This window comes from Gammaproteobacteria bacterium (assembly GCA_028819075.1).
Taxonomy (GTDB): domain Bacteria; phylum Gemmatimonadota; class Gemmatimonadetes; order Longimicrobiales; family Gaopeijiaceae; genus BD2-11.
Genome location: JAPPMM010000050.1, coordinates 14,924 through 36,061 on the forward strand (window position 1 = coordinate 14,924; position 21,138 = coordinate 36,061).

Below are 21,138 nucleotides of genomic sequence, written 5' to 3' on the forward strand. Positions count from 1 at the left end.
TCCCCACTACCATGTCCACTGAAGTCCCACATTGGTGCGTCCGCCCCGGTCCCGGCCCACGAAGAGTTCGGGGGTCAGGCCGCTGTCGCGAGAGGCCCATGGTACGTCCAGCGACGCCATGCGCGCGGTGGCTTCGATCTGAGTCATGCGGCGCGCCCCCCTCACCCATTGGACACCACCCCACGCTCCCAACGCCCCGGCACCCAGCATGGTCCACTGCTGAATGGTCTCGACCCGGTCCCGCCGGTCCAGAGCGCTCTGGTATTCGTCGGGGTCGTCATACTCCTCCGGGTCCGGAACGCCGAGGGCGGGGATGTACTCGACCGCCGCGTAGGAGGAGCCGATCAGAAAGACGCCCCAGAAAAACTTGCTGCGCCCCGACATCCGCCTTTCGTTCGCCTCGGCGTACTGTTGCTCGAGCGGAGCTTCCCCCTGCCGCGGCAGGTCGACCTCGAGGATGGACATCCGGCGCCAGCCCCAGCCGAACTCGATGGCCCCCCATCCGATCAAGGCGCCACCCAGCCCGCTGACCACGCTGCGCCCCGTCTCTGCGTTGTCCCGCCGATCCAGCGCCGACTGATACTCGTCGGCGGTGGCATAGTCTTCGGGCTCCGGAACCTGGAGCGCGGGAATCATGTCCAGGGCCGCCCGGGACGCGCCGATCAGGGCGATTCCCCAGATGATCTTCTTCAGGCCCGACGATCGGCGATTGCGTTCGTTTTCGTATTGCAGCTCCACGTCGGGAATCCCGGCAAGCTGCCCGGAAGACGGGATCCCCCCGGGCAGGAGGGGGGCGGGCGCTCCCGGCGGCGGGGTCACGGAACTCGGCGGCTCGCCCAACACCTGGACCTCGCCGGACAATACGTAGCCGAGGAGGTCCTCCCCTCCCGGTCCGGTGAAGGACACGGTGTACCACCCGCCCGACTCGCCCACCCAGTTCAGGTCCGTGCCGGCGGGCAGCGTGGCGATGACCGGGCTCTCGGGATCGGGATCCAGTCGAATCGCGGTGTCATCGGCGACGGTACGAACCTGCTGGGACTGTAACGGGGCGGCTGCGGCCAGCAGGATGGCCAACGTGAGGATTGTCCGGCACATAGGATAGCGAAGGGTCACGGGTAGACGGGACATGCTTGCCTCCTGATCGGTCTAGCGTGGCAAGCTACGGGGATCATATGGCCTCCGTCAATATTGTCGCTCCAAATAACGTCGCGTCCATATCGTCACGGTACAATGATAAAGGTGAGATAATAGTGATCCGGTGGGTAATATGCGTGAGATTATCGTGACTGATCACGCAACGCTACTTGCGCCCAGGCTTCTCGAGATGCCCGGAGAGGTGACATGGTCGGGTTCGGAGGAAGAGTTCGCCCCCACCCGGCGAACCGGGCGGGGGCGCTCTTCTTATCGGAACTGCAACCTCCCGCTCTAGCGGAACTGCAACCTCCCGCGGACGCCGACCGTGTGTTGCGGGGCACCGAGTTCGCTCTCGCGCCGCGTCCCTTCAAGGCGCAACCCGACACCCGCGCCGAGCTCGTAGCGCACGCCGCTGCTGAAGGCCCGCGTGCCAGCCTGGCCCAGGTAGAAGCCGCTATAGGGCGTGCCGTGGAAGCCGGCGATGCCGTAAGCCACTTCGCCGTCCACGTTGGGCCCCATGCCCAGGTCGTGGCCGCGCACCGCGTCGTGCACCCCGCGCTCCCACAACTGGCTCACCCCGCTCAGGTGGTTGCCATACGACGGTGCCACCCGGATGGAGAGCCCCTGGCCGCGGGTCGCCGGGTCGAACATGAGCGTGCCACCCATGCCCCATTCCTCGTAGCCGGCGCGCGCCGAGATCACGAACCGGCCGCGGCCCTCCGCGGTCAGCCCCAATCCCGGGTTCGTGTAGCGCAGCCCGCCGCCGACTTCCGCGCTGGCGCCGTTTATGCCGTCGCCGTCGTCGTAGCGCATCCCGCCCTCGAGCACGACCGCCGTCTCGCTCCCGGTGTCGCTGCTGAAGGCCTGCATCAGCTCCAGGGCGACCTTGCCGCGCTGCATGGTCAGCGTGACTTCCTCGATCTGCTGGGTGCCGTCGACCGTGACCTCGCCGTACCAGCCCTCGGCCTTGAGGCGCACACCGGCCGTGCCTCGCGTGAGCAGTTGGTAGCTGGCGCCCCCGGCCCCCGTCAACAGGCTCGCGGGGGTGGTGCGGAACCCTTCGCGCACGTCGTCGACGTCGATGTCGCCCCGGCCGAGTCCGGCCGAGCCCCACACCGAAGCGGCGCCACCGCCGGAGAACCAGGCCATGTAGGGATGCACGCTGGCCATGGTGGTGCCGTAGGTGCCCGTTACCGGCGTGGCGCCGGTCTTGTCGGTGAAGTCGAAGCTGCCCGACGAGTACGAGCCCGCGACACCCGCCAGGATGTCGGGTCCCACGCGCACGTCCAGGCCGGCGTGGGCGCTCACCATGTTGCCCTTCCAGTCGAGGGTGCTCTGGCCCGGTTCGCCGAGGTGGTGGTATTCGCCTGAGCCCCAGCTCGCCAACTGGGTGCCCGTCGCGGACTGCTGCTGCGCGGCGGGGGCGCCCAAAGGCATCGTGAACGAGGTGCCGCCGAAGAGGGCGGCGAGGCCGGCCTGGTCGCCCTGCGCCAGGCCGAGGCCTCCTGCGTCCGGCGACGACAGGCTCGCGGCCATGGATGACAGCCCGTTCGTCTCCACGCGCCGCTGCATGCCCATCCCGCTGGCCACCGCGTCGACGCGGCGCGCGATCGCCGATACGGTGCTCGAGGTCATCGCGCCCACCACGTGCGGTAGCACGCGCGTATTCAGTCGCCCCGCGCGCCCAATGGGGTCGTCGGTCGCCGCCGAGGCGCTCGCCGACGCCGCGCCGGTGCCCACCCGGTTGATCGCCGAGACGCGGTAGTGGCGCGTGCTGCCCGGCAGCAGGCCGGTGTGCGAGAACGTGGTGGCCCTCGAACCGGTGTTGACCATCAGATCCGTCCACGCGGCGCCGTCCTCCGAGACCTCGATGCGGTAGCCGGTGACGGCGGCGCCGCCATCGTAGGCGGGCGCAAGCCAGAACAGGTCGATCTGCGTGGACGTGACCGCGGTGGCCGTCAGCCCGGTGGGCGCGGCGGGCACGGTCGCGTCGGTCGTGGCGCTCGCCGCCCGCGACGCCCGGCCCACGCCCTCCCGGTTGATCGCCGAGACGCGGTAGTGGCGCCTGGTGGCCGGCTCCAGCCCCGTGTGCACGTAGGTCGTGCGCGTGTTGTGCGAGTTGGCCACCAGGTTATCCCAACTGGCGCCCACATCTTCGGACACCTCGATGCGGTACCCGGTGATGCGCGAGCCCCCGTCGCTCGTGGGCTCTCGCCAGGAAAGCTCGATCCGCGAGGTGCCGTCGGCGTCCGCGTCGAGACTCCGGGGCGTGCCCGGCACGGTGGCTTCGGTCGTCGCGCTTGCGAAGTTCGAATACGGCCCGGTCCCCGCGGTGTTGATCGCCGCGACGCGGTAGTACCGTGTGGTCGCGGGCTGGAGGTTCACGTCGGAGAACGTCGTCCCCGTCGAGCTGGTGTTGCGACGGATGATCCGCCAGGTCCTGCGCTCGTCGTCGGAGGCCTCGACCCGGTAGCCGAGGATCGGGGCCCCGCCGGTGTTGCGGGGCGCACTCCACGACAGGTCGATGCGTGCGGTGCCCACCTCCCGGGCCGTCAGCCCGACCGGTGCCCCGGGAGCTTGGGCGTACGTGCTCGTGCTCGCCTCGAACGACCAATCGCCGCGTCCCACGCTGTTGATCGCCGCCACCCGGTACCGGTATCGGGTCGCCGGCTGCAGTCCCGTGTCCGTGAATGTGGTTGCCGTCGTCCCCGTGTTGGTGCGGTGGGTGATCCACGAGTTGTTGTTGGGCCCGATCCGCTGGATGGCATAGCCGGTAACCCGCGCCCCTCCGTCGGCCGCCGGCGCGTCCCATGCGAGGAGGATGCTGTCCGGCCCGGTCCCGCGCGCACGCACGTTCTGCGGCGGCCCGGGAGGCGCTGCGAGGGTGGTGGCGTTATCCACGTTCGACGGAGCCCCCTGCCCTTGGGCGTTGAGCGCACGCACGCGATAGAACCAGGTTGTGTTAGGGCTTAGACCGCGGTCGGTGTAGGTGCACCTGGTGCAGGTGCCGCTGCCGGTGCTGGACACGTGGATTCTCCAAGGGCCGCTGCGGGTGGCAGCCCTCTCGATGCGGTAGCCCGTGATCGCACTCCCTCCGTTCGAGGCCGGGGCTGTCCAGGAGAGGCGGAGTTCGGTGCTTCCCCTGACGCTGTTCGGGTTCACCGTGAGACCCGTGGGCGCGCCCGGAACGGTGAGGTCGTCGGTGGTTGCGTCGTCGACGTTCGACCAGTCACTCGTGCCCGCGTCGCTGATCGCCGCGACCCGGTAGTAGCGGGTTGTGTTCGGATTGAGGCCCGTGTCCTCATAGGTAGTGCGCGTGTTGCCCGTGTCGTCTTCGAGATCCCTCCATCTGCCGGTTCCCGTGCTGGACGACTGGATCTGGTAACCGGTCACCCGGGCCGTCCCGCTGGACGATGGCGCCCTCCAGCTCAACTCGATGACCGATGTCCCTCGGGCGCGGGCCGTTAATTGCCGGGGCGCATCCGGCACGTCCCGCTGGGTGATGGCGTCATCGACGTTCGAGGGGATTCCCGTCGCGTAGGAGTTGATCGCCGAGACCCGGTAGTAGTAGGTCGTGTTCGGCGAGAGGCCCGTGTCCTGGTAGGTGGTGCGCGTGTTGCCTGTGTCGTCCTCGAGATCCCTCCATCCGCCGGTTCGCGTGCTTGAACGCTCGATCCGATACCCGATGATCGCGCTGCTGCCCGAGCTCAGCGGGACGCTCCAACTCAGTTCGATCGCCGAGGAACTGACGGCGGTCGCCGTCAGGGCGCGGGGCGGCCCCGGCGCCGTTCCCGTCGACGTCGTGGCGCTCACCGCGGACGTCCAGGACCCGAAGCCGTTGGCGTTCCTCGCCCTGACCCGGTAATGGCGGGTGACGCCTGCGGCAAGACTCGTGTGCTGGTACTCAGTCAGGACCGTGGTTTGCGGCGGGCCCCAGCTTACACCGCCGTCCGCGGACACGGAAACCTCGTAGGAGGTGATTGGACTCCCACCGTTCGAGGCTGGCACGTCCCAGTCCACGTCGATGGCCGACGAGCCAGCGGCCGTTGCGCTCAGATTGCGGGGCGCACTCGGTACCCCGGTCGCCACCGTGGTGGCGTTCGCGAACGCCGGGGGCCCCAAGGTGTTGTCGGAGTACAGCGCCCTGACCCGGTAGTGGCGGGTGACGCCTACCGGGAGACCCGGATGCTGGTGCTCGGTCGCGGTCGTAGTCGTCAGCTGCGTCCAACTGACGCCGACATTCGCCGACACGTCCACCCGGTACCCGCTGATCGTCTTCCCGCCGGTCGAGGACGGTACGTCCCAGTTGAGGTTGATGGCGGTCCCGACCGCGACCGCCGTCAGATTCAGGGGTGCTCCCACTGTACCGGTGCCCCCTGTGGTCCCCGATGTGATGCCCGGGACCACGTTCGAGGGGTTTCCAGTCCCCTCAGCGTTGGTCGCGGAGACGCGATAGTACAGGGTGGTGCCTGGTTCGCGGTCGCCATGCGTGTAGCTGTTGGTCACAGTGCTGCCGATAGGGATCCAGCCCGTGGAGCCGTTGGCGGACGCCTCGATCCGGTAGCCGGTGATACTACTCCCGCCGTCCGAGGTCGGCGCGTCCCAGCGGAGGAAGATGGAGGTGGGGGTGAGGGCGGTCGCCTCCAGGTTCTGCGGCGCCGAAGGCACCGTGTTCTGACCGTGAAGCCCGTGCGCAGCCGCTCCGGAGAGAAGCCAGCAGACTACCGCGACGGCAACCATGAGGGAGCGGGCTCGCAAACCAAGCTTGTTCCGAATCATCCTGCCGTCTCCTTGTGCTTTGGGAGAGACGCGCACGCGTCTGTGTGTGAGTCCATCTCAATGGGTTGGAAAGCCCTCGCCCCGGTCCCCCGTGGCGCCGTCATCGCCGCCACGCCGCCGCGCTCGGCATCCCGCGGCTGAACAGCAACTCGAGCTCTGGCGGCGTTGCGGACCGTTCCGTCGCGTCCATCGCGGCTTGGGCCGGGGGCGGCGCGCGCAGGATGCCCCGCACGCGGCCGGTGCGCGGGTCGCGCAGGATGGCCATCGGGACGTCGCTGTTGTCGTTCAGAGCGAACGTTCCGCCAGGGCCGGCGAGGGTGATGCCGGCAAGTTCGCCCGCCCAGCCGGGCTCCACGGGAAGGGCGAACGCGAACGCGGAACCGCCGTCGCCGTCGGCCGCACGGGGCATCTCGAAGCTGAACGAGAAGAGTTCGGTTCCGCGCGCGGTCCGGCCGGTCAGCGTGTACGCGCCGACCGAGTCTGGCAGCGCCGGCGGCGCCTCCACGATGAAGGCCGGGTTCAGGAACGGCGCGCCGTCCGCGCCCGTGCCGCCCCACAGCAGAAGCGACCTCTCCTGGGCGGCGGCCGGAACCGCCGACCGGCGCGCCTCGAACAGCCGGTAGCGGAGCGCGTTGGCGAAGTGGTAGTCGCTGATCCCGTCGGGGGGGCCGCAGTACGACATCAGGTCCGGGGTCGACGGACGCACCAGTTCGCCGCGCGCGAAGTCGTAGCCCCAAGCGCCGGCCGATCCGTCCGGATGTGGGAACGACGGGTCCGGGTCGCCCGCACCCCCACACGGCGCATGGTGGAGACCCAGGTTGTGGCCGAGTTCGTGCGCGATGGTGCCCGAGCGGGGGATTGAGAAGCCCGCCCGACCGGGCAGGAACGCCACCCCGGAGGGCCCCACCACCGGGCCCGCCATCGTGCCCAGGTAGTGGCCGCCTCCGCCCTCCAGCGCGCGGATCGCCTCCGTTTCCTCCATCAGGCGGCGGGCGTCGTTGCTGGAGCTCAGCACGGGTGCGTGCGCCGTCACTTCTAGCGCGCCCACCGGGAGCAGCGCACGCACGTCCGCGAGCAACGCGTCGCCCTCCGGGTCCGCCGCCATCCCACGGACGGCGTCCAGGATCGAGGAGTCCGGCGCCTGCGCCCACAGGAACGGCACGACCGTCAGCTCGAGCGGTGGCAGGGCCCGCACGTCGACCGGCAGCCCCCCGGTCGCGGGGATCCGCCGTGCGACGCCCAGCGCGGGGTCGAGCGTGCCCTCGGGGTCGACCTCGACGACCATCTCGAGGCCGGGCCGCACCACGCTCCCCGGAATCTCGGCGCTGACCGACGTGGCAAGGGAGCTCTCGTCGATCCTGGCCGGGATCGCTTCGGACTTGCCCGGAACGTACTCCATGTGCGTTTCCCGGCCGTCGACGAAAAACCGGGCCCGAACCGCCGGGACGCCCGCGCCCGCGGCCCGTGCCGCCGTCGGGAACACGCGCAGCAAGGCTGGCTTGCCCGCGACCAGCGGGACCGGAAACGCGCGCGACTGCACCGCCTGCACCACGTACGCGGCCGGCGCCTCCCGGTCGGCGCAGGGTACGACGCGGCGGGTGTGAACCCCGTCGAGCCAGGCCGCGAAGGCGGGGTCCGCGGGCGCGCACAGCCCCGTGCCCCCGGTCAGGAGCCGCTCGAGCGGGCCGAGCGACGTCAGCTCGGCGGGGAGCGGGCCCGACATCCGGGCGTTGCCCGTGAGCCCCAGCCCGCGCAGGCTCGCGAGACCGCCGAACTCCGGCGGAAGGGGGCCCGACAGGTCGTTGTTCTCGACGCGCAGCTCCTCGAGAGCCGGAAGAGCGCCGAGCTCGGGCGGGATCGCGCCCGTGAGCGCGTTGCCGTCGAGCGCCAAGTACGTGAGGCCGGACAGACCGCTGAGTTCCGGCGGAATCGCGCCCGTGAGGCCGTTGTCGCTCAGCCGCAGGTACTCCAGGTGCGCCAATTCGCCGAGTTCGGGCGGGATCGGGCCTGCCAGCCCGTTGTCCCAAAGCCGCAGTTCGACAACCCTGCCCTGGTCGTCCACCTCGACTCCGCGCCACTCCCCGAGCGGCGCGTCGGTGAGCCAGTTCCTCGAGTCGATCCAGTCGCGCCCGCCCGTCGCGTCGTGGAGCATCTCGAGGATCTCCCGGTTCGTGGCCGCCGCGCACTCGGTTCCGGTGCCCCGCAGCACGGCGATGGCGTCCAGCCACCCCCGGAACGTCTCGTCCGCCGGCGCGCACAGCTCCGTGCCGGCGTAGTCCAGCTCCCCCAGCGGGAGATCGAGCAGCCTGCGCGGCAGGCGCCCGGACAGCGCGTTGTCGCCGACGCGCAGCGCCGTCAACGCCGCCAGGTCGCCGAGACCCGCCGGAAGCCGCCCCGCGAGACCGTTGCCGGCCAGATCGAGCGTCGCGACGCGGCCTACTGAGTCGGTCCTGACCCCGTACCACCCCGCGAGCGCCGCGCCGCCCAGCCAGCCTCCCGAGTCGGTCCAGCTCTCGCCGTCCGCCGCCGAGTGCAGCGCGGCCAGCGCCGCCCGGTCCGTCTCGTTGCAGAACGAGCCTCGGTCGGTCTGCCCGATGCCGTCCAGCCAGGCCATGAATTCGGCGGTGCCCGGCGCGCAGAGACCGTCGTTCCGCTCGAAACGGAGCCGCACCAGCCTGCCGATCCGCACGAGACTCCGCGGGAGCGCGCCCGTCAGCGCGTTCCCGTCGAGGTACAGGTATTCCAGGTATGGGAGAGCGCCCAGCTCCGGCGGGACCGGACCCGCCAGCGCGTTGCCGCTCAGGGACAGCCCCCTCAGGTGCACGAGGTTCCCCAGTTCGGGCGGAATCGGACCCTCGAGCCGGTTGCCGTCGAGCCACAGCCCCTCCAGACCGGCGAGATTCCCCAGCTCCGGAGGGATCGGACCCGCCAGCGCATTGCCGCGCAGGCGCAGGTCCCTCAGGCGCGCGAGGCTCCCCAGCTCCGGCGGAATCGGACCCTCGAGCCGGTTGCCGTCGAGCCACAGCTCTTCCAGGCTGGCGAGACCGCCCAACTCCGGCGGAATCGGACCCGTCAGCGCGTTGGCCCGCAAGCTCAGTGAGGTCAGGCCCGCGAGACTCCCCAGTTCCGGCGGGATCGTGCCCCGCAGGCCGTGCGATACCCACTCCCCGGTTTCCCCGTCCTGGCGGCCGCCCAGGTCCAGGCGCACGACCTGGCCGAACGCGTCCGTCTCCACACCGCGCCACGTCGCCAGCGGCCCGTCGCCGAGCCAGTTCGCGTCGTCGGCCCAGTTCGGCCCGTCCGTTGCCGCGTGGAGCGCAGCCAGCGCCGCCCGGTCCCCATGCTCCACCGCCACCGTCACCGTGGCCGTGCCTGCGACCGCGCCGACCGTCGCCGCGACTGTGGTCGTCCCGTTGCCGGCCGCCGCCACCAGCCCCGACGCGCCGACCGTCGCGACCGCAGCGTCGAGGCTCGTCCAGATCACCACCACCCCGGGCATTGCCCGCCCGTTGCCGTCGCGCACGCGCGCATCCAGTTGCACGGTGGCGTCCGGCGCTGTAAGCGAGGCGGCCGCGGGCGTGACCGTCACGCTGGCCACGCGAAGCGCCTCGGACGGGGGGCGCGTGGCATCGTCGCCGCATCCCGACGACGCCCACGCCGCAACCGCGCAGATCGCCAACAAGGGGACACGAATCCGTGTACGGTGGTTCGTCATTGCTGAATACGGAGCGACCCCCCGCCCGGCGAACCGGACGGGGGGTTGCTGCTGCCATCGGTCAGGCCGATGGGGTTGGAGGGTTGATTAGCCTTCTGGAATGGCTGCCGGGGTGTGCTTCACCCAGTTGCCACCGTCGACTCTGGTGTCGATGCGGAGGTGGGTCGCCTTGCGCAGGTTGTCGATGGTGACCGCGTAGACGAGGTCAGCATCGTCATCGTCCTGCCAATCACCTTCGGCGTTGGTCGAAAGGTTGAGGTCAAATCCTGCCATGCTCCACTTGCCCCAGTCGGCTCCCGTGTCGCCGGGTATGGCAGTGGCCCTCGATATGGCGGGAGCGCCGGTTCTGCCGCTAAGGACGACCCACTCCGACTTGTTCCCTGTGGGGCCGGAGTCCTCGACCAGGAGGTACAGGGCGATTCGGTGCTCCAACCCCGGGCTACCCGGTCCAGACCAAGTACCTGTGAGCATGTGAGTGTCTTGGCCTCCCGCAACGACCGTGACATTGCGCTTGGCATCGAGGCCCGTGACACTCCCGCTTACAGCGGCAAGCTCTACAGGGGCACTGTCGACATTGGCGGCGTTGGTTGATGATACTCCGCGTCTATCTGTCGCTACGACTCCGATCGTAATGTTCCTCTTGCCGTAGTTGCCCAAGCCGTCGGCAGGGATGGTGGCCGTGGTCGTCCGCCTGTGCGTAACGCTGGTACCGTCGGCCACGCCGGTCCGTTCGGCGTTCCGGCCCACGACGTTCGGCGTGACGGTGGTGCCGTCTACGGGCGGCGAGGTCTCGAGGCCGGGGGCGGTCGCAGCGGTCCCGCCCATGACGATCGCAGCATCGTTTGCGACGGAGTACGAGTCGTCGGTACCGTCGGAAGGATTCCTAGTGTCGTACTCCCACTTCACCTCGAAGACGTTCGTAGGTTCTCCCTTGACGAGGTTGAAATTCGTACGGGCGGGTACAATGGTCTGCGGGTCGGGCTCAGTGTCGGTCGTCAACGTCATCCGCCGGATGCTCGTGATTCGGGGCTGGACGCTATGTCCGGTGAACGTGCCGAACTGCAAGGTCTGCCCCGGGATGACCGCGATCGCACCGCCGGGTCTGGTTGTCGGCGGATCGAACCAGGTGTTTTTCAACGCGGCGTCCAGATTCCGGTAGTTCGGATCGGCCGGCGTAAAGTCGTCCTGAGGCATGGCGTTGAGGTAGACGGTGCCGCTAAGGGTGGGCACGAAGACGCTGAACGTCCCGGTCTCCGTGGTGGTCACCGCATACAGGGAGTCAGCTGTCATGGCTGCGTCTCCCCACGCCGTGACCGTAACCTCGGCCTTGGGCCTGCCGCCTCCAGGAGCCGTCACCCTGCCAACAATCTCGGTGGCCTCGCGGCCTTCGAAGTTGGCGGTCGGGTTGGCCCCGGCGATGGCTGCGACGGGGGATGACTCGGGCAGGAAGTGATAGCCGGACTTGTGCGCACTCACGGTGACCAGTGGGTCATTGAATGGCTGGGTCTCGACAACCGCCGTGTAGGTGCCGTCGTCGCCCGTCGTGACCTTCCCTGATCCCTGTCCTGATCCCGCATTGAGCGGGGCCCTGCCGTCCACCCGGATCTCCACGCCCTTGATCGCCGCGCCGGTGCCGCTTTCCGTGACCGTGCCGGTGATCGCGACGGTGTTGTTCGCGCCACTGAGGGTGAAGTTGTGTTGCATCGCCATGTTGGCTGCGAACTCGGGGACGGCGGTCTTGTCGTTGTTGGTGGAATCCGCCTTGGCCGCCGGATATCCCGCCCTCTCCGTATTCACGAAGAGCTGCCCCCGTATGGCGCTGATGCCGGTCACGATGTAGCGGCCCAGGTCGTCGGTCGTGGCCGACTGGCCGTTCACGGTCACGGTCACGCCCTCGAGGCCGAATTCGTCCGTGTTCCGAACGAAGCCGTAGAGGGTGGCGGTCGATGGGGTGACCTCAAGAGCGAGGTCGCTTTCGAGGGGGCTCAGCGCGTCCTCCGCGTCCATGTCGCCCGCCATCGCCATCCATCCATCCGGAATACCGAGATCGTAGGCGCCGGCCGCCATGGTACCGAAGTCGTGGAACCTGCGCTCGTCGTGTGCCGTCGTCGGGTCGTTGCTCGACGCGGTGGTGAAGTCCCGTCCGACACCGCCGAGATTCTTGCCCTCGGTCGGCGTCAGGCTGACCTCGACCCCCGATTGATGCGTGCTGCTGGGGTCGGACGAATGGAACCCGGTGCCCGACTTCCTGACTCTCATCTTCGACACGTTCGCGGTCACATTGTGCGTGGTGACGACGGCGAACGAGCCGCACTTGCCGAAGTCCTGGCCGGTAGGCTCGGTCTCCGTCAACGGACAGAGCGTCACCGTGTGCCCCCAGCCGCCCATCGCGCCGAACGCACCGCCCATCACGCCGTTCTCGTCCATGTCGCGGTAGGCGTCGAGCTGGTCGAGATCCAGCAGCATGTAGCCGTCCCTGGCGTCCGCCCGAACGACGATGTCCATGTCCGCCGGCAGGTGGGAGAAGGTGTATGCGCCCCTGCTGGCGCTCGTGTTCGCCCTGGAGTCCCAATCATCGTTCGAGATCGAACTGGTGGCCCTGCCGCCGTTTCCGGTCGCGTGCCGGACCTCGAGGTCGACCAGCCCCGCCTTCCGCTCGTCGCCACCCAGGACGTTGCCCGTGTAGCCGCGGACCTGATCGCGCTCGTGGTAGACGTAGACCTTCAGCGTCTGCGTCGTGTAGCTCACCACGATCGGAGTGGCGTCCATGGCGCCAGCCAACTTGAGCCCGGTGTGCACGTACACGCCCGGGTTGCTCTCGTAGCTCTCGCCGCCGTCCAAGTCGTCGTCCTGGTCCTCGGCGGCCGCGAAGGCGAAGGTTGCGGGTAGGTCTCCGGGTTCCAGGGTGTGCGTCAACATCGCGTTGCCGTCATCGTCCAGCATCGTCGGGGCGCCGGCGACCGGTACCGCTTCCTCGACGTGTACCACGCTGATGTCCCAACCGGCGAGCGCTTCGCCGCCACCGTAGTCGGTCATGACCGTGGCGCCGCTGACGTTCGCGCTGACGCTCAGGTTGACGATGTCGGCGTCGTTGAGCACCGCAGGCGGATTCGCGTCCGCCGCCGGGTGCACGAACGACTGCGGATCCCACGTCACGGCCTGCATCCCGGCCGACGGATCCATGAAGTAGCCTTCCGCGCCGACCATCATGTGGACCGTGTTGTCGCTGGTGCCGGCACGCGCGACCTTGACGGACGCGTAGACGCCGGCCTCGCCGACCATGGTCATGCCGTCGGCGACCTTGGTATCACCGCTCGCGTCCGCGTAGAACGCGACGCTGGCGCCGGGAATCGGATCGCCGCGGTAGTCACCGCCCTTCAGCGTGACCGCGACGTTGATCGTCGTGTGCGTGATGTCGAACGGAACGGCCTGCATCTTGGCCTCGCCGACTCCGAGGTCGAAGGCGTAGCCCACCCCCGGTCCGCCGTAGGCGATGTCGTTGGCCGCGAGCGCGGCTGCAGCCGTGGCGTCGATCGGCACCACCAACTGGTAGGAGCCGGCGCGCAGGCCGCCGAATGAGAACTGGCCGGCCGCGTTCGTGGCGCTCAGCCGCTGGTCATTGACCCCCGGGCCCACCAGCGCCACCGGAACACCAGGTGCCGGCAACGGGTGCTCGCCCGCGTCCATCATGTCGTTCTTGTCCAGTTCGTCGATGAACAGCTGACCGCCAACACTCGCGGTGCGCGCGTGCATGCCCTCGAAGTTCACGATCTGTGAATCGTCGTCGCCGACCGTCCTGTCCATGCTCATCATGTCGAACACGTAGGCGGGGTCGTCGACCGCGATCGAGACCGTGTAGTCGCCCGCCGCCAGACCCGCGAAGGAGTACTGGCCGCCCGCGTCGGTCGTCGTGCTCGCGTCGGCCGCGCCCGACAGCGTGACCGCGATGCCGTCGAGGCCCATGCCCTCGACGCTCACCCGGCCGCTGATGCCGGAGGTGCGGAGCAGGACGCCCGTGAACGACACCGTTCCCGTCTCGTCGAGATCCACGCTCACGTCCTGCGACGTGGCGGCGAACTCGTAGTCGCGGGTGTCGAAGTCGGAGATGCTGACCGTGTAGTCGCCGGGGCGCAGGTCCTCGAACCGGTACATGCCGTCGGCATCACTCGTCATGGTGAAGTTCTCGTCGGAGGGACCGCCGACCAGCGTCACCAAGACGCCCTGGAGGCCCTCGCCATCGATAATCACCTGGCCCTCGACCGCGGAGGTGCGGATGTAGTGGCCCGTGAAGTCGGCCTGGCCGACCTCGCCCACGTCGACCTCGACCTCGACGCTCACCGTCTCGAAGGAGATGTCCTCCGGGAAGTCGCTGATCGTCACCGTGTAGGTGCCCGCGCGGAGCCCGGTGAAGGCGAAGCCGCCGTCCATGCCGGTCTCCATGATCACGCCCATGGCGTGCTCGCCGTCGAGCGTGACCGTCACGCCGCCCAGCGTTTCGGGTTGGCCGTCGCCGCCGCTCATCATGGCGTCGGCCGCAACCACGTTGCCGACCACCGCCGAGGAGCGGATGTACTCACCGGCGAAGTTGAGTTGCACGTTCTGACCATCGCTCGCGATGGTCGCGGACTGCGTCACCTGGGCGAACGTCGCATCCTCGGGGAAGCCGCTGATGGTGACCGTGTAGGTCCCGGCTTCGACACCCGCGAAGGCGAAGTTGCCTCCCGCCCCGGTCGTCTGGGTGGCACCGGAGGAAAGGGTGGCGGTGATGCCGGCGGCGGCCGTGCCTTCAATCGTCACCGACCCGGAGATGGTTCCCACGGGAGTCGGCGGCGGGGGGGGCTCCACCGGCGGTGGAGTGCCCTCGTCGCAGGCGGTGAAGGCCAGCGCCACCAGCGTCGCTGTGGCAAGGAGCTTGAGTCGATTCATGGAACCTCCTGGTGTTGGGAATGAATACCGGCCTGAGGTGGCTGGGAAAGAGTCGCGTGTCCCCGGATAGGCAAAGGTGGTGCCAGTTTCGAAACCTTCATATTTCTCAACCGGTTACGCACTATCGTCCTGCTCCGGGGCGCCCGCTGATCGGCGAAAATCCTCGGATTATTGACGTCACGCACTGTTTTCTGAAAATGACAAAAGCGATGAAACTATCTTCCATACTGTCCACACTGTCCCATGATCTGTTCCGCGTCTCGATTCGGATCCGGCCCCGAAGATAGGGGATTCCCCCTCGCGGTGATATATGACAATACCGATGACAACAACGGCGATAATCGATGAGGCCGGCAACCCGGCGCCTGCCGCTCGATAGAACCTATTGTTTGATAGGGCCTATTGTTTGATAGGCGTGACAAAACAGGAACCCTGTTTTACTGATATTGTCATGCTCATGTTCGGGCAGGAGTTCCGCGCCACGGTCGATCTCGCGTCCTGCCCCGGGAACGGTATGGCACGTGATGGAATCGGAGCGAATGGCCTACCTGCTGTATTGCGGGGACAGCGAGCTTGGAAACCGGCTCGAGCGGGTGCTCGACGGTCTGGAAGTCCGGCGCGTGACGTCAAGAAGGGCACTGCTGGCGCCGTCCATGAGCACTCGGGCGGCGGTCGTCGGAATCACTGCGTGCGCCGATGGCGACTTCGAGTGGCTGCGGTCGACCTTCGGGCCTCTGAGCCCTCCGTGCGTCGTGGTGGCGGAGCTCTCGGTGGACTGCCTGCGCCGCCTGTATCCGCTTCGCTCCGACAGGTTGCGGGTCATATGGACCGACGAGGTTGAGAGCCGTCTCGTCGAGATCCTCGAGGGCATGCGGAGGACAAACGGCGATCCGATGTGGCGGCTCGGCCTCAAGCTGGTCACCGATCATTCCTTGAGACCTTCCGTCAGGGAGACCATCAGCCGGGTCTGCGGCTTGGACGATGCGGCCAACGGCCCGTTCATTCCGGAAAACTCGGTGGGTCGGTTGGCGGACCACGTCGACCTGGCCCCTCCCACGCTGAGGCAATACTGGAGGGAGGACGTGCCCCTCGGGTGCAGCCTGAAGGAATTCCTCAGTTGGGCCGTCATCCTCTGGGCTTCTCGCGCGCGCGCGCATGCAGGCTGGAACGCCATCGCCGAGCGGCTGGGACTTCAGCGCCGCACCCTTCAGAGGAACTTCAACCGGCTGGCCGGCTGCACGCTCGCGGAGGCGGCGAAGAACCCGGCGCGGGTCGTTCGGCGATTCGGCGCGTGGGTCGATTCCGTGTGGAAGCCTGGCTCCGGCAACGGATCGAGGAAGCAGAGCCGCGCGCACGCGCGTGCTCCCCACGCACGGGTGACATAACGGTGACCGAGCCGGCTTTCCGGCGTTACGTCGGCTGGCGCTGCAGGCTCTATCCGAGTCCCGCCCAGGATGCTGCTCTGTTCAGGTGCAGGAGCGGCCTGCGTGAGCTCGCCAATGAATTGCTCGCCGCCTCTCAGCGCAGGTACGGGGAGGCCGGACGGCGCCTGTCGCTGGCCGAGATGCGCGCCTTGGCGCGCGACTGGCAGCGGCAGCCGGAGCACCGGGGATTCCCCGCCAGCGCAACCTACCGCGTCGCCGCCGATCTCGACCGGGCCTTTCGCACCTGGTTCGCGAAACCCCGCAGACGCGGGCGAAGCGGGTTCCCCCAGGTCAAGGCCATCGGCCGCGAGCCCGGCATCTACCTCAGCAACCAGGGCGTCCGCTTCGAGGGCAGCCGGGTGTGGCTTCCCAAGTTCGGGTCGGTGCGCTGGAGGGGTGGCAGTCTCCCCCAAGGCAGACTTGCCGGGTCGCTCGGGCGCAAGACCCTCGGTCTGCTCTCAGGACGGGCCTGGCTGGATGCGGGGAACCGCTGGATGCTCTCGTGCCTCTTCGAATGCGCGCCGCTCACCCCCGTCGAACCAAGGACGGACAAGGCCGCGGTTCGCCAGAGCGGCAGCGAGATCAGTGTGTCGGTCGAAGGGGAGTCCCTCCACGTGGTGAGGGAGAGCAGAGCGCTCCGGAACGCGCGACGACGCCTGGCGAGGCTCGAGCGGCAACTGGAGCGGTGCGAGTTCGGGTCGGAAGGCCGCAAGCGCGCCCTCGCCCGCATGCGCAACCAGGCGCGCAAGGTCCGGAACCACCAGGCGGACCTGCAGCACAAGACCACGACCGGCGTCGTGCACGACGCCCGCGAGATCGAAGTAGAGGGCGCGAGCAGCGAACTGCTGCGCCAGCTCGAATACAAGGCGGAGTGGCACGGCCGCCAACTGAAGGTACGGCGAGGCCCGCCGAAACCGGGGACTGGCAAGCCCCGACGCGCGCCGAGACCGGGGAGCCGGTCGCTGAAACGCGAATCGCGGACGCGAAGGCCGAAAGCCCTGTAGCCGTCTGCGAAGGCCGGAACGAATCAGGGGGTGTGGAGAGAGACGTTCACGATGAGCTTCCAGGCCGCGTCTCGCCCAGCTCCTGTGGTCGGCGCCGCGCGGCGTAGGGGCGTGTAGCTGCGAGCGTGCTCCTCGACGAAAGGCGCCAGCGCGTCAGCCAGACTTGACTCGATAGCGCGCTCGAGGAGGTATCCCAGGCGCTGCGACCAACTCACCGGGGAGACACCTGCGGCTCGCGAGAGGGCGTCCGCCTCCATCTCCTCCGCAAGATCGGGCAGGACCGCTGCGACGTTGGCAATGCCGCCCGCGTGCTTCGGATAGCCGACGAGTTCCAGCGCGGTTACTTCGGGGGTCGAATAGCGAGCTACACCGCGTGGGGTGTTGAACTCCCTCACGAACACTCGCTCGAGGTCATGGCGGGCGACAAACTCGACGCGCACCTGTCCGCACGCGACCGCCGCGCGGTTTTTGCGGACCATCACCTGGACGACCTGCGGCCGCTGGTGCGCCGCGCCGTAGCGCTCCGCCGCGCTGAGCAGGGCGAAGTAGTACGGTTCGCCGGCAAGATCCATCAACTGGGGAATGAACTGCTCCGCCGGCAGACAGCCGCGACTCCTGTGCTGCGCCGGGACGATCATGTTGAAGCCCCGCACGGGCTCGGCGATGACGCCACGAGCCTTCAGCCGCCGCAGTTGCCCTCGAACGGCACTCCTGGCGCTCCCAATCGCGCCGACGGCCTCGTCGGTCGTGAAATGATGTCGTCCACGCGCCGCCAGATCGGCGACGTAATCACGAGCAAACATGGATCGTACAATTACCTGTGCAAGTGACGCCCAAGGCGACCTTCGCAGAGAATCGTCTCGGCTTGGGATACGATTATTGGTCATACTAATGTCTTTTCGCCTTTTGACAAGAATCGTCCTATCGAGACGAGTGGTCGGCGGTGGCTTACCTCTGCAGCCCCACTTGCAGGGAGGCAAGCCCAACCGTGGGCTCAAGGGACGACGACCCCTGGATCTCCTGGCCAGCGATGTCGGGGCCCGGCTCGTGGAGCGGGTGTTGGGGCGCATCGAGCATGGGCTGGGCGCGTAGCGGGAAGGTCACACGCCCCGACACGCTGAAACGTGCTTGGAACTCTGGCGGATCACCCGCGAAGCTCACGCGGCACTGGATGGCGAGGGAGCCCGCCGCTACGGAGCACGGTGGACTCCTCGCGGAACGCCGGCAGTCTATGCGGCTTCCCACCTGTCGCTCGCAGCCCTGGAATACCTGGTGCACATCGAGGCGGAAGACGCACCGGACGATCTGGTTGCGCTGCGCATAGGCGTTCTGGACGACGCGACCGAACTGGCCTTCGCGCCCGCATCCCTGCCCGCCGATTGGCGCCGGACTCCGTCACCGCCCCAATGCCAGGCGATCGGCGCCGAATGGGCCAGGAGGGAGAGAGAGCTACTACTGCGAGTTCCATCCGTGCTCGTCCCCGAGGAGAGCAACGTGCTCGTGAATCCGACGCATCCGGACGCCGTCGGGATCCGGTTGATCGGGTCTCGTCGCTTCTCCTACGATGTCCGTTTGTTGAGGGCAACCTACAAGGCCATGGCCGCTGCCGAAGAGGACTGGAGCGATCTGTAGGTCGCAACGGCTGACGGCCTCGACTGATGACGGGTTCCCCGCGACGTACGGGGAATACCGATCGGGCCTCACCCTCCCCCGGATGTCCACCGAGTGCTGTGCCCCCGAGTATGCTCTCGCGCCGCGTGGCATCGAGACGCAGCCCGACGCCTGCGCCCAAGTCGTAGCGCACGCCGCTCGTGATGCGCGCATCCCGCTCTCAGCCCTCCCCGCTCTCTCCCGCCCCACCGAAGGCGGATGTGCTGCTCGTGGTCACAAACGACTGATTCTATTCGAGCACAATGCGTTAAAACGATCACAGACACGAGATTCTCTGCCTGGACGCTCCCCCTTCGCTTAGCGGAGCTTGATCCTCCTCCGGGGGCCGGCGCGAGCAGCGAACTGCTGCGCCACCTCGAATACAAGGCGGAGTGGCACGGCCGCCAACTGAAGGTACGGCGAGGCCGGCCGAAACCGCGGACTGGCAAGCCCCGACGCGCGCCGACACAGGGGAGCCGGTCGCTGAAACGCGAATCGCGGACGCGAAGGCCGAAAGCCCTGTAGCCGTCTGCGAAGGCCGGAACGAATCAGGGGGTGTGGAGGGGGCTCGCGTCACGCGCGCTCAGTCCCCTAGGTCACAGGCGGCTGGCCCGGCCGATACCGGGGGAATCCGTCCAGCGACAGGACACGTCGCATCAGATCCGCCTGGCTCGAGATGCCCTGCTTGCGGAAGATCCTGTTGAGGTGCCAGCGCACGGTGCCTTCGCTGCGCCCGGTGCGTGCCGCGATGTCGCGCACGCGGTGCCCGTCTGCCACCAGGGTCGCCAACTGGCTCTCGGTCAGAGTGAGGCCCAGGGCCGCCTGCACGAGTCCGACATCGATCCGGGGCCGGCTCTCGGGATCGGCGACCAGGACGAGTACTCCCACTTGGCGTGCACCGGATTCCCGCTCGCGCGCGGACAAGGGGACCGTGTGGACGACGAGCCGAGTGGACGCCGACGAGCGCGTGACGGTCATCGAGCCGGAGGACCCGGGGGTCCCGAGCGGAGGCGCCGCCCGGGCCACCAGTTGCTGCAGCGCCCGGTTGTCCCGCGGCGCCGTGGCGCTCAGGAAGCCATCCACCTCGCACAGCCCGTCGTCCTGCCCCAGAAGGTCTCGCGCCCGATCGTTCGCGGCCACGATCCGCCCACGCCCGTCCAACTGGACGACGCCGAAGCGGCTGTTGCCGAGCAGCGCGGAGCGGGGACCGCTCAGGGCCCGCCCCTCGACCGTATTGCTTGAGTCGACGTCCTGGGCATCGGGCATGGACAAGCGCCTCGCCTTGGGGCGGGAATGCGATTCTGCTGTCAGAATGGGGAGCCAGGCAGCTCCGGCGCGTCCACAGAATTGGGGATCTTCGTTACGCCCCCATCGACAGCACCAGCCGCACCAGGTCCACCTGCCGGGTGATGCCGAGCTTCCCGAAGATGTGCCGCACATGGGTGCGGATGGTGCTTTGCTCCCGCCCCACCGCAGCAGCGATCTGACCGACGGTCTTGCCTTCTGCAAGCAGCACCGCTACCCGGCTCTCCGCCGGCGTGAGGCCGAGGGCGGCTTTCACGGAACCCGGATTGAGGCGTGTCCGGCTTCGCGGGTGGGTGACGAACACCAGCGCCGCGACAGGCCAGGCACGGAACTCCTCCTCCCGGCTGCTCGCAGGGACCACCTGCAACTTGAGTGGCGGCTGCTTCCCGGAACGCCTCACCATCATCGAGCCGGCGGCGCCGGGAGACCCGTATGGCGGCAGCGCGCGGGCCACGAGCCGCCGAAGATGGGCGTCGTCCTCCGGCCAGCGCGCAGACAGCCGGCCCCCCTGGTCCAACAGGCCGTCGACGGTGCGCAGCAACTCCCGGGCACGATCGTTCGCCGCAACAATCTGCCCGCGCCAATCGAGCTGGATGATCCCGCACCCGGTGGCGGCAAGGAGTTCGTCGAACGACGAACCCAGGGCTCCGGCGTCGGCCAGAGCTTGGCGGACGCTCACGTAATGGCGGACGTGAGGCAGAAGCCGCCGTATCAATTCGATCTGACGGGACGACCAGCCGCCGGTGTCAACCGGATCGTTGACCACCCAGACGATACGCGACCCGCCGGGTCCGTCCAACCGCACGTTGATGCTGTCCTGGGTGTGACCGCGGGACAGGGCCTCGTTGTAGGATGGGGAGCTCTTCAGCTCCTCGTCCGTGTAGAGGTCTCCGCAGTGGACCAGTCGGCTGTCCGGCAGCTTCCGGAGGCGCGGGATGCGTTCATCCCGGGCGTAGTAGTCGTCGAAGTACTCACGCTCCAATTCGCGGTTGCGTTCGCCGCGGTAGAAGAAGCCGGCGTAGAAGATCCGGACATCCCCCCCGGGCTGGTCGGCGCCCACCACCAGGGCATTGCCCTCCGCACCGAGCGCGTCGTCGATGAGGGCGGATGCGGCCGGCCAGCGCCCGTCGTCGAGCGCGGCCTCGTGCAATGATGCAAGGATGCGATCGAACGTGTCTCTCTCGCTCATGGCCTCCAACCC

At 68.3% G+C, this 21,138-nt stretch carries 10 protein-coding genes; 3 read left to right on the forward strand and 7 right to left on the reverse strand.

The window, feature by feature from the left end:
• Positions 1 to 6 precede the first annotated feature (6 nt).
• The 4 genes from OXU32_14220 to OXU32_14235 all read right to left on the reverse strand — a co-directional run bounded on the left by OXU32_14220 (position 7) and on the right by OXU32_14235 (position 14,554).
• A complete protein-coding gene (locus OXU32_14220) occupies positions 7 to 1,128 on the reverse strand; it encodes an SH3 domain-containing protein (GenBank protein MDE0075109.1) in 1,122 nt (373 codons plus the stop codon).
• A gap of 297 nt (positions 1,129 to 1,425) precedes the next feature.
• Entirely contained in the window at positions 1,426 to 5,913 is a 4,488-nt protein-coding gene (locus tag OXU32_14225) for a fibronectin type III domain-containing protein (protein ID MDE0075110.1), read from the reverse strand.
• A gap of 100 nt (positions 5,914 to 6,013) precedes the next feature.
• Positions 6,014 to 9,595 (reverse strand): M66 family metalloprotease, encoded by a 3,582-nt coding sequence (locus OXU32_14230; GenBank protein MDE0075111.1) that lies wholly within the window; start codon positions 9,593 to 9,595, stop codon positions 6,014 to 6,016.
• Between the two features lie 120 nt (positions 9,596 to 9,715).
• Complete coding sequence (locus OXU32_14235; GenBank protein ID MDE0075112.1) at positions 9,716 to 14,554, reverse strand: carboxypeptidase regulatory-like domain-containing protein; 4,839 nt, start codon at positions 14,552 to 14,554, stop codon at positions 9,716 to 9,718.
• Positions 14,555 to 15,093: 539 nt separating this feature from the next.
• Here OXU32_14235 and OXU32_14240 point away from each other — a divergent pair.
• Together OXU32_14240 and OXU32_14245 are read left to right on the forward strand one after the other, a co-directional pair.
• On the forward strand, positions 15,094 to 15,939 hold the full coding sequence (locus tag OXU32_14240) for a hypothetical protein (protein MDE0075113.1): 846 nt from the start codon (positions 15,094 to 15,096) through the stop codon (positions 15,937 to 15,939).
• 2 nt (positions 15,940 to 15,941) lie between these two features.
• On the forward strand, positions 15,942 to 16,982 hold the full coding sequence (locus OXU32_14245) for a transposase (GenBank protein ID MDE0075114.1): 1,041 nt from the start codon (positions 15,942 to 15,944) through the stop codon (positions 16,980 to 16,982).
• 23 nt (positions 16,983 to 17,005) lie between these two features.
• On the opposite strand, the gene OXU32_14250 is transcribed toward OXU32_14245, so the two are convergent.
• Positions 17,006 to 17,785 carry a type IV toxin-antitoxin system AbiEi family antitoxin gene (locus tag OXU32_14250; protein ID MDE0075115.1) on the reverse strand — a complete coding sequence of 260 codons (780 nt, stop codon included), beginning with the start codon at positions 17,783 to 17,785 and terminating at the stop codon, positions 17,006 to 17,008.
• 325 nt (positions 17,786 to 18,110) lie between these two features.
• On the opposite strand from OXU32_14250, the gene OXU32_14255 reads away from it, so the two are divergent.
• On the forward strand, positions 18,111 to 18,614 hold the full coding sequence (locus OXU32_14255) for an RES family NAD+ phosphorylase (protein MDE0075116.1): 504 nt from the start codon (positions 18,111 to 18,113) through the stop codon (positions 18,612 to 18,614).
• A gap of 609 nt (positions 18,615 to 19,223) precedes the next feature.
• Here OXU32_14255 and OXU32_14260 read toward each other — a convergent pair.
• Together OXU32_14260 and OXU32_14265 are read right to left on the reverse strand one after the other, a co-directional pair.
• The gene (locus OXU32_14260; protein ID MDE0075117.1) at positions 19,224 to 19,898 is read right to left on the reverse strand and encodes a LuxR C-terminal-related transcriptional regulator; all 675 of its coding nucleotides are present in this window, start codon (positions 19,896 to 19,898) and stop codon (positions 19,224 to 19,226) included.
• A gap of 94 nt (positions 19,899 to 19,992) precedes the next feature.
• The gene (locus OXU32_14265) at positions 19,993 to 21,126 is read right to left on the reverse strand and encodes a helix-turn-helix transcriptional regulator (protein ID MDE0075118.1); all 1,134 of its coding nucleotides are present in this window, start codon (positions 21,124 to 21,126) and stop codon (positions 19,993 to 19,995) included.
• Between the last annotated feature and the right edge of the window lie 12 nt (positions 21,127 to 21,138).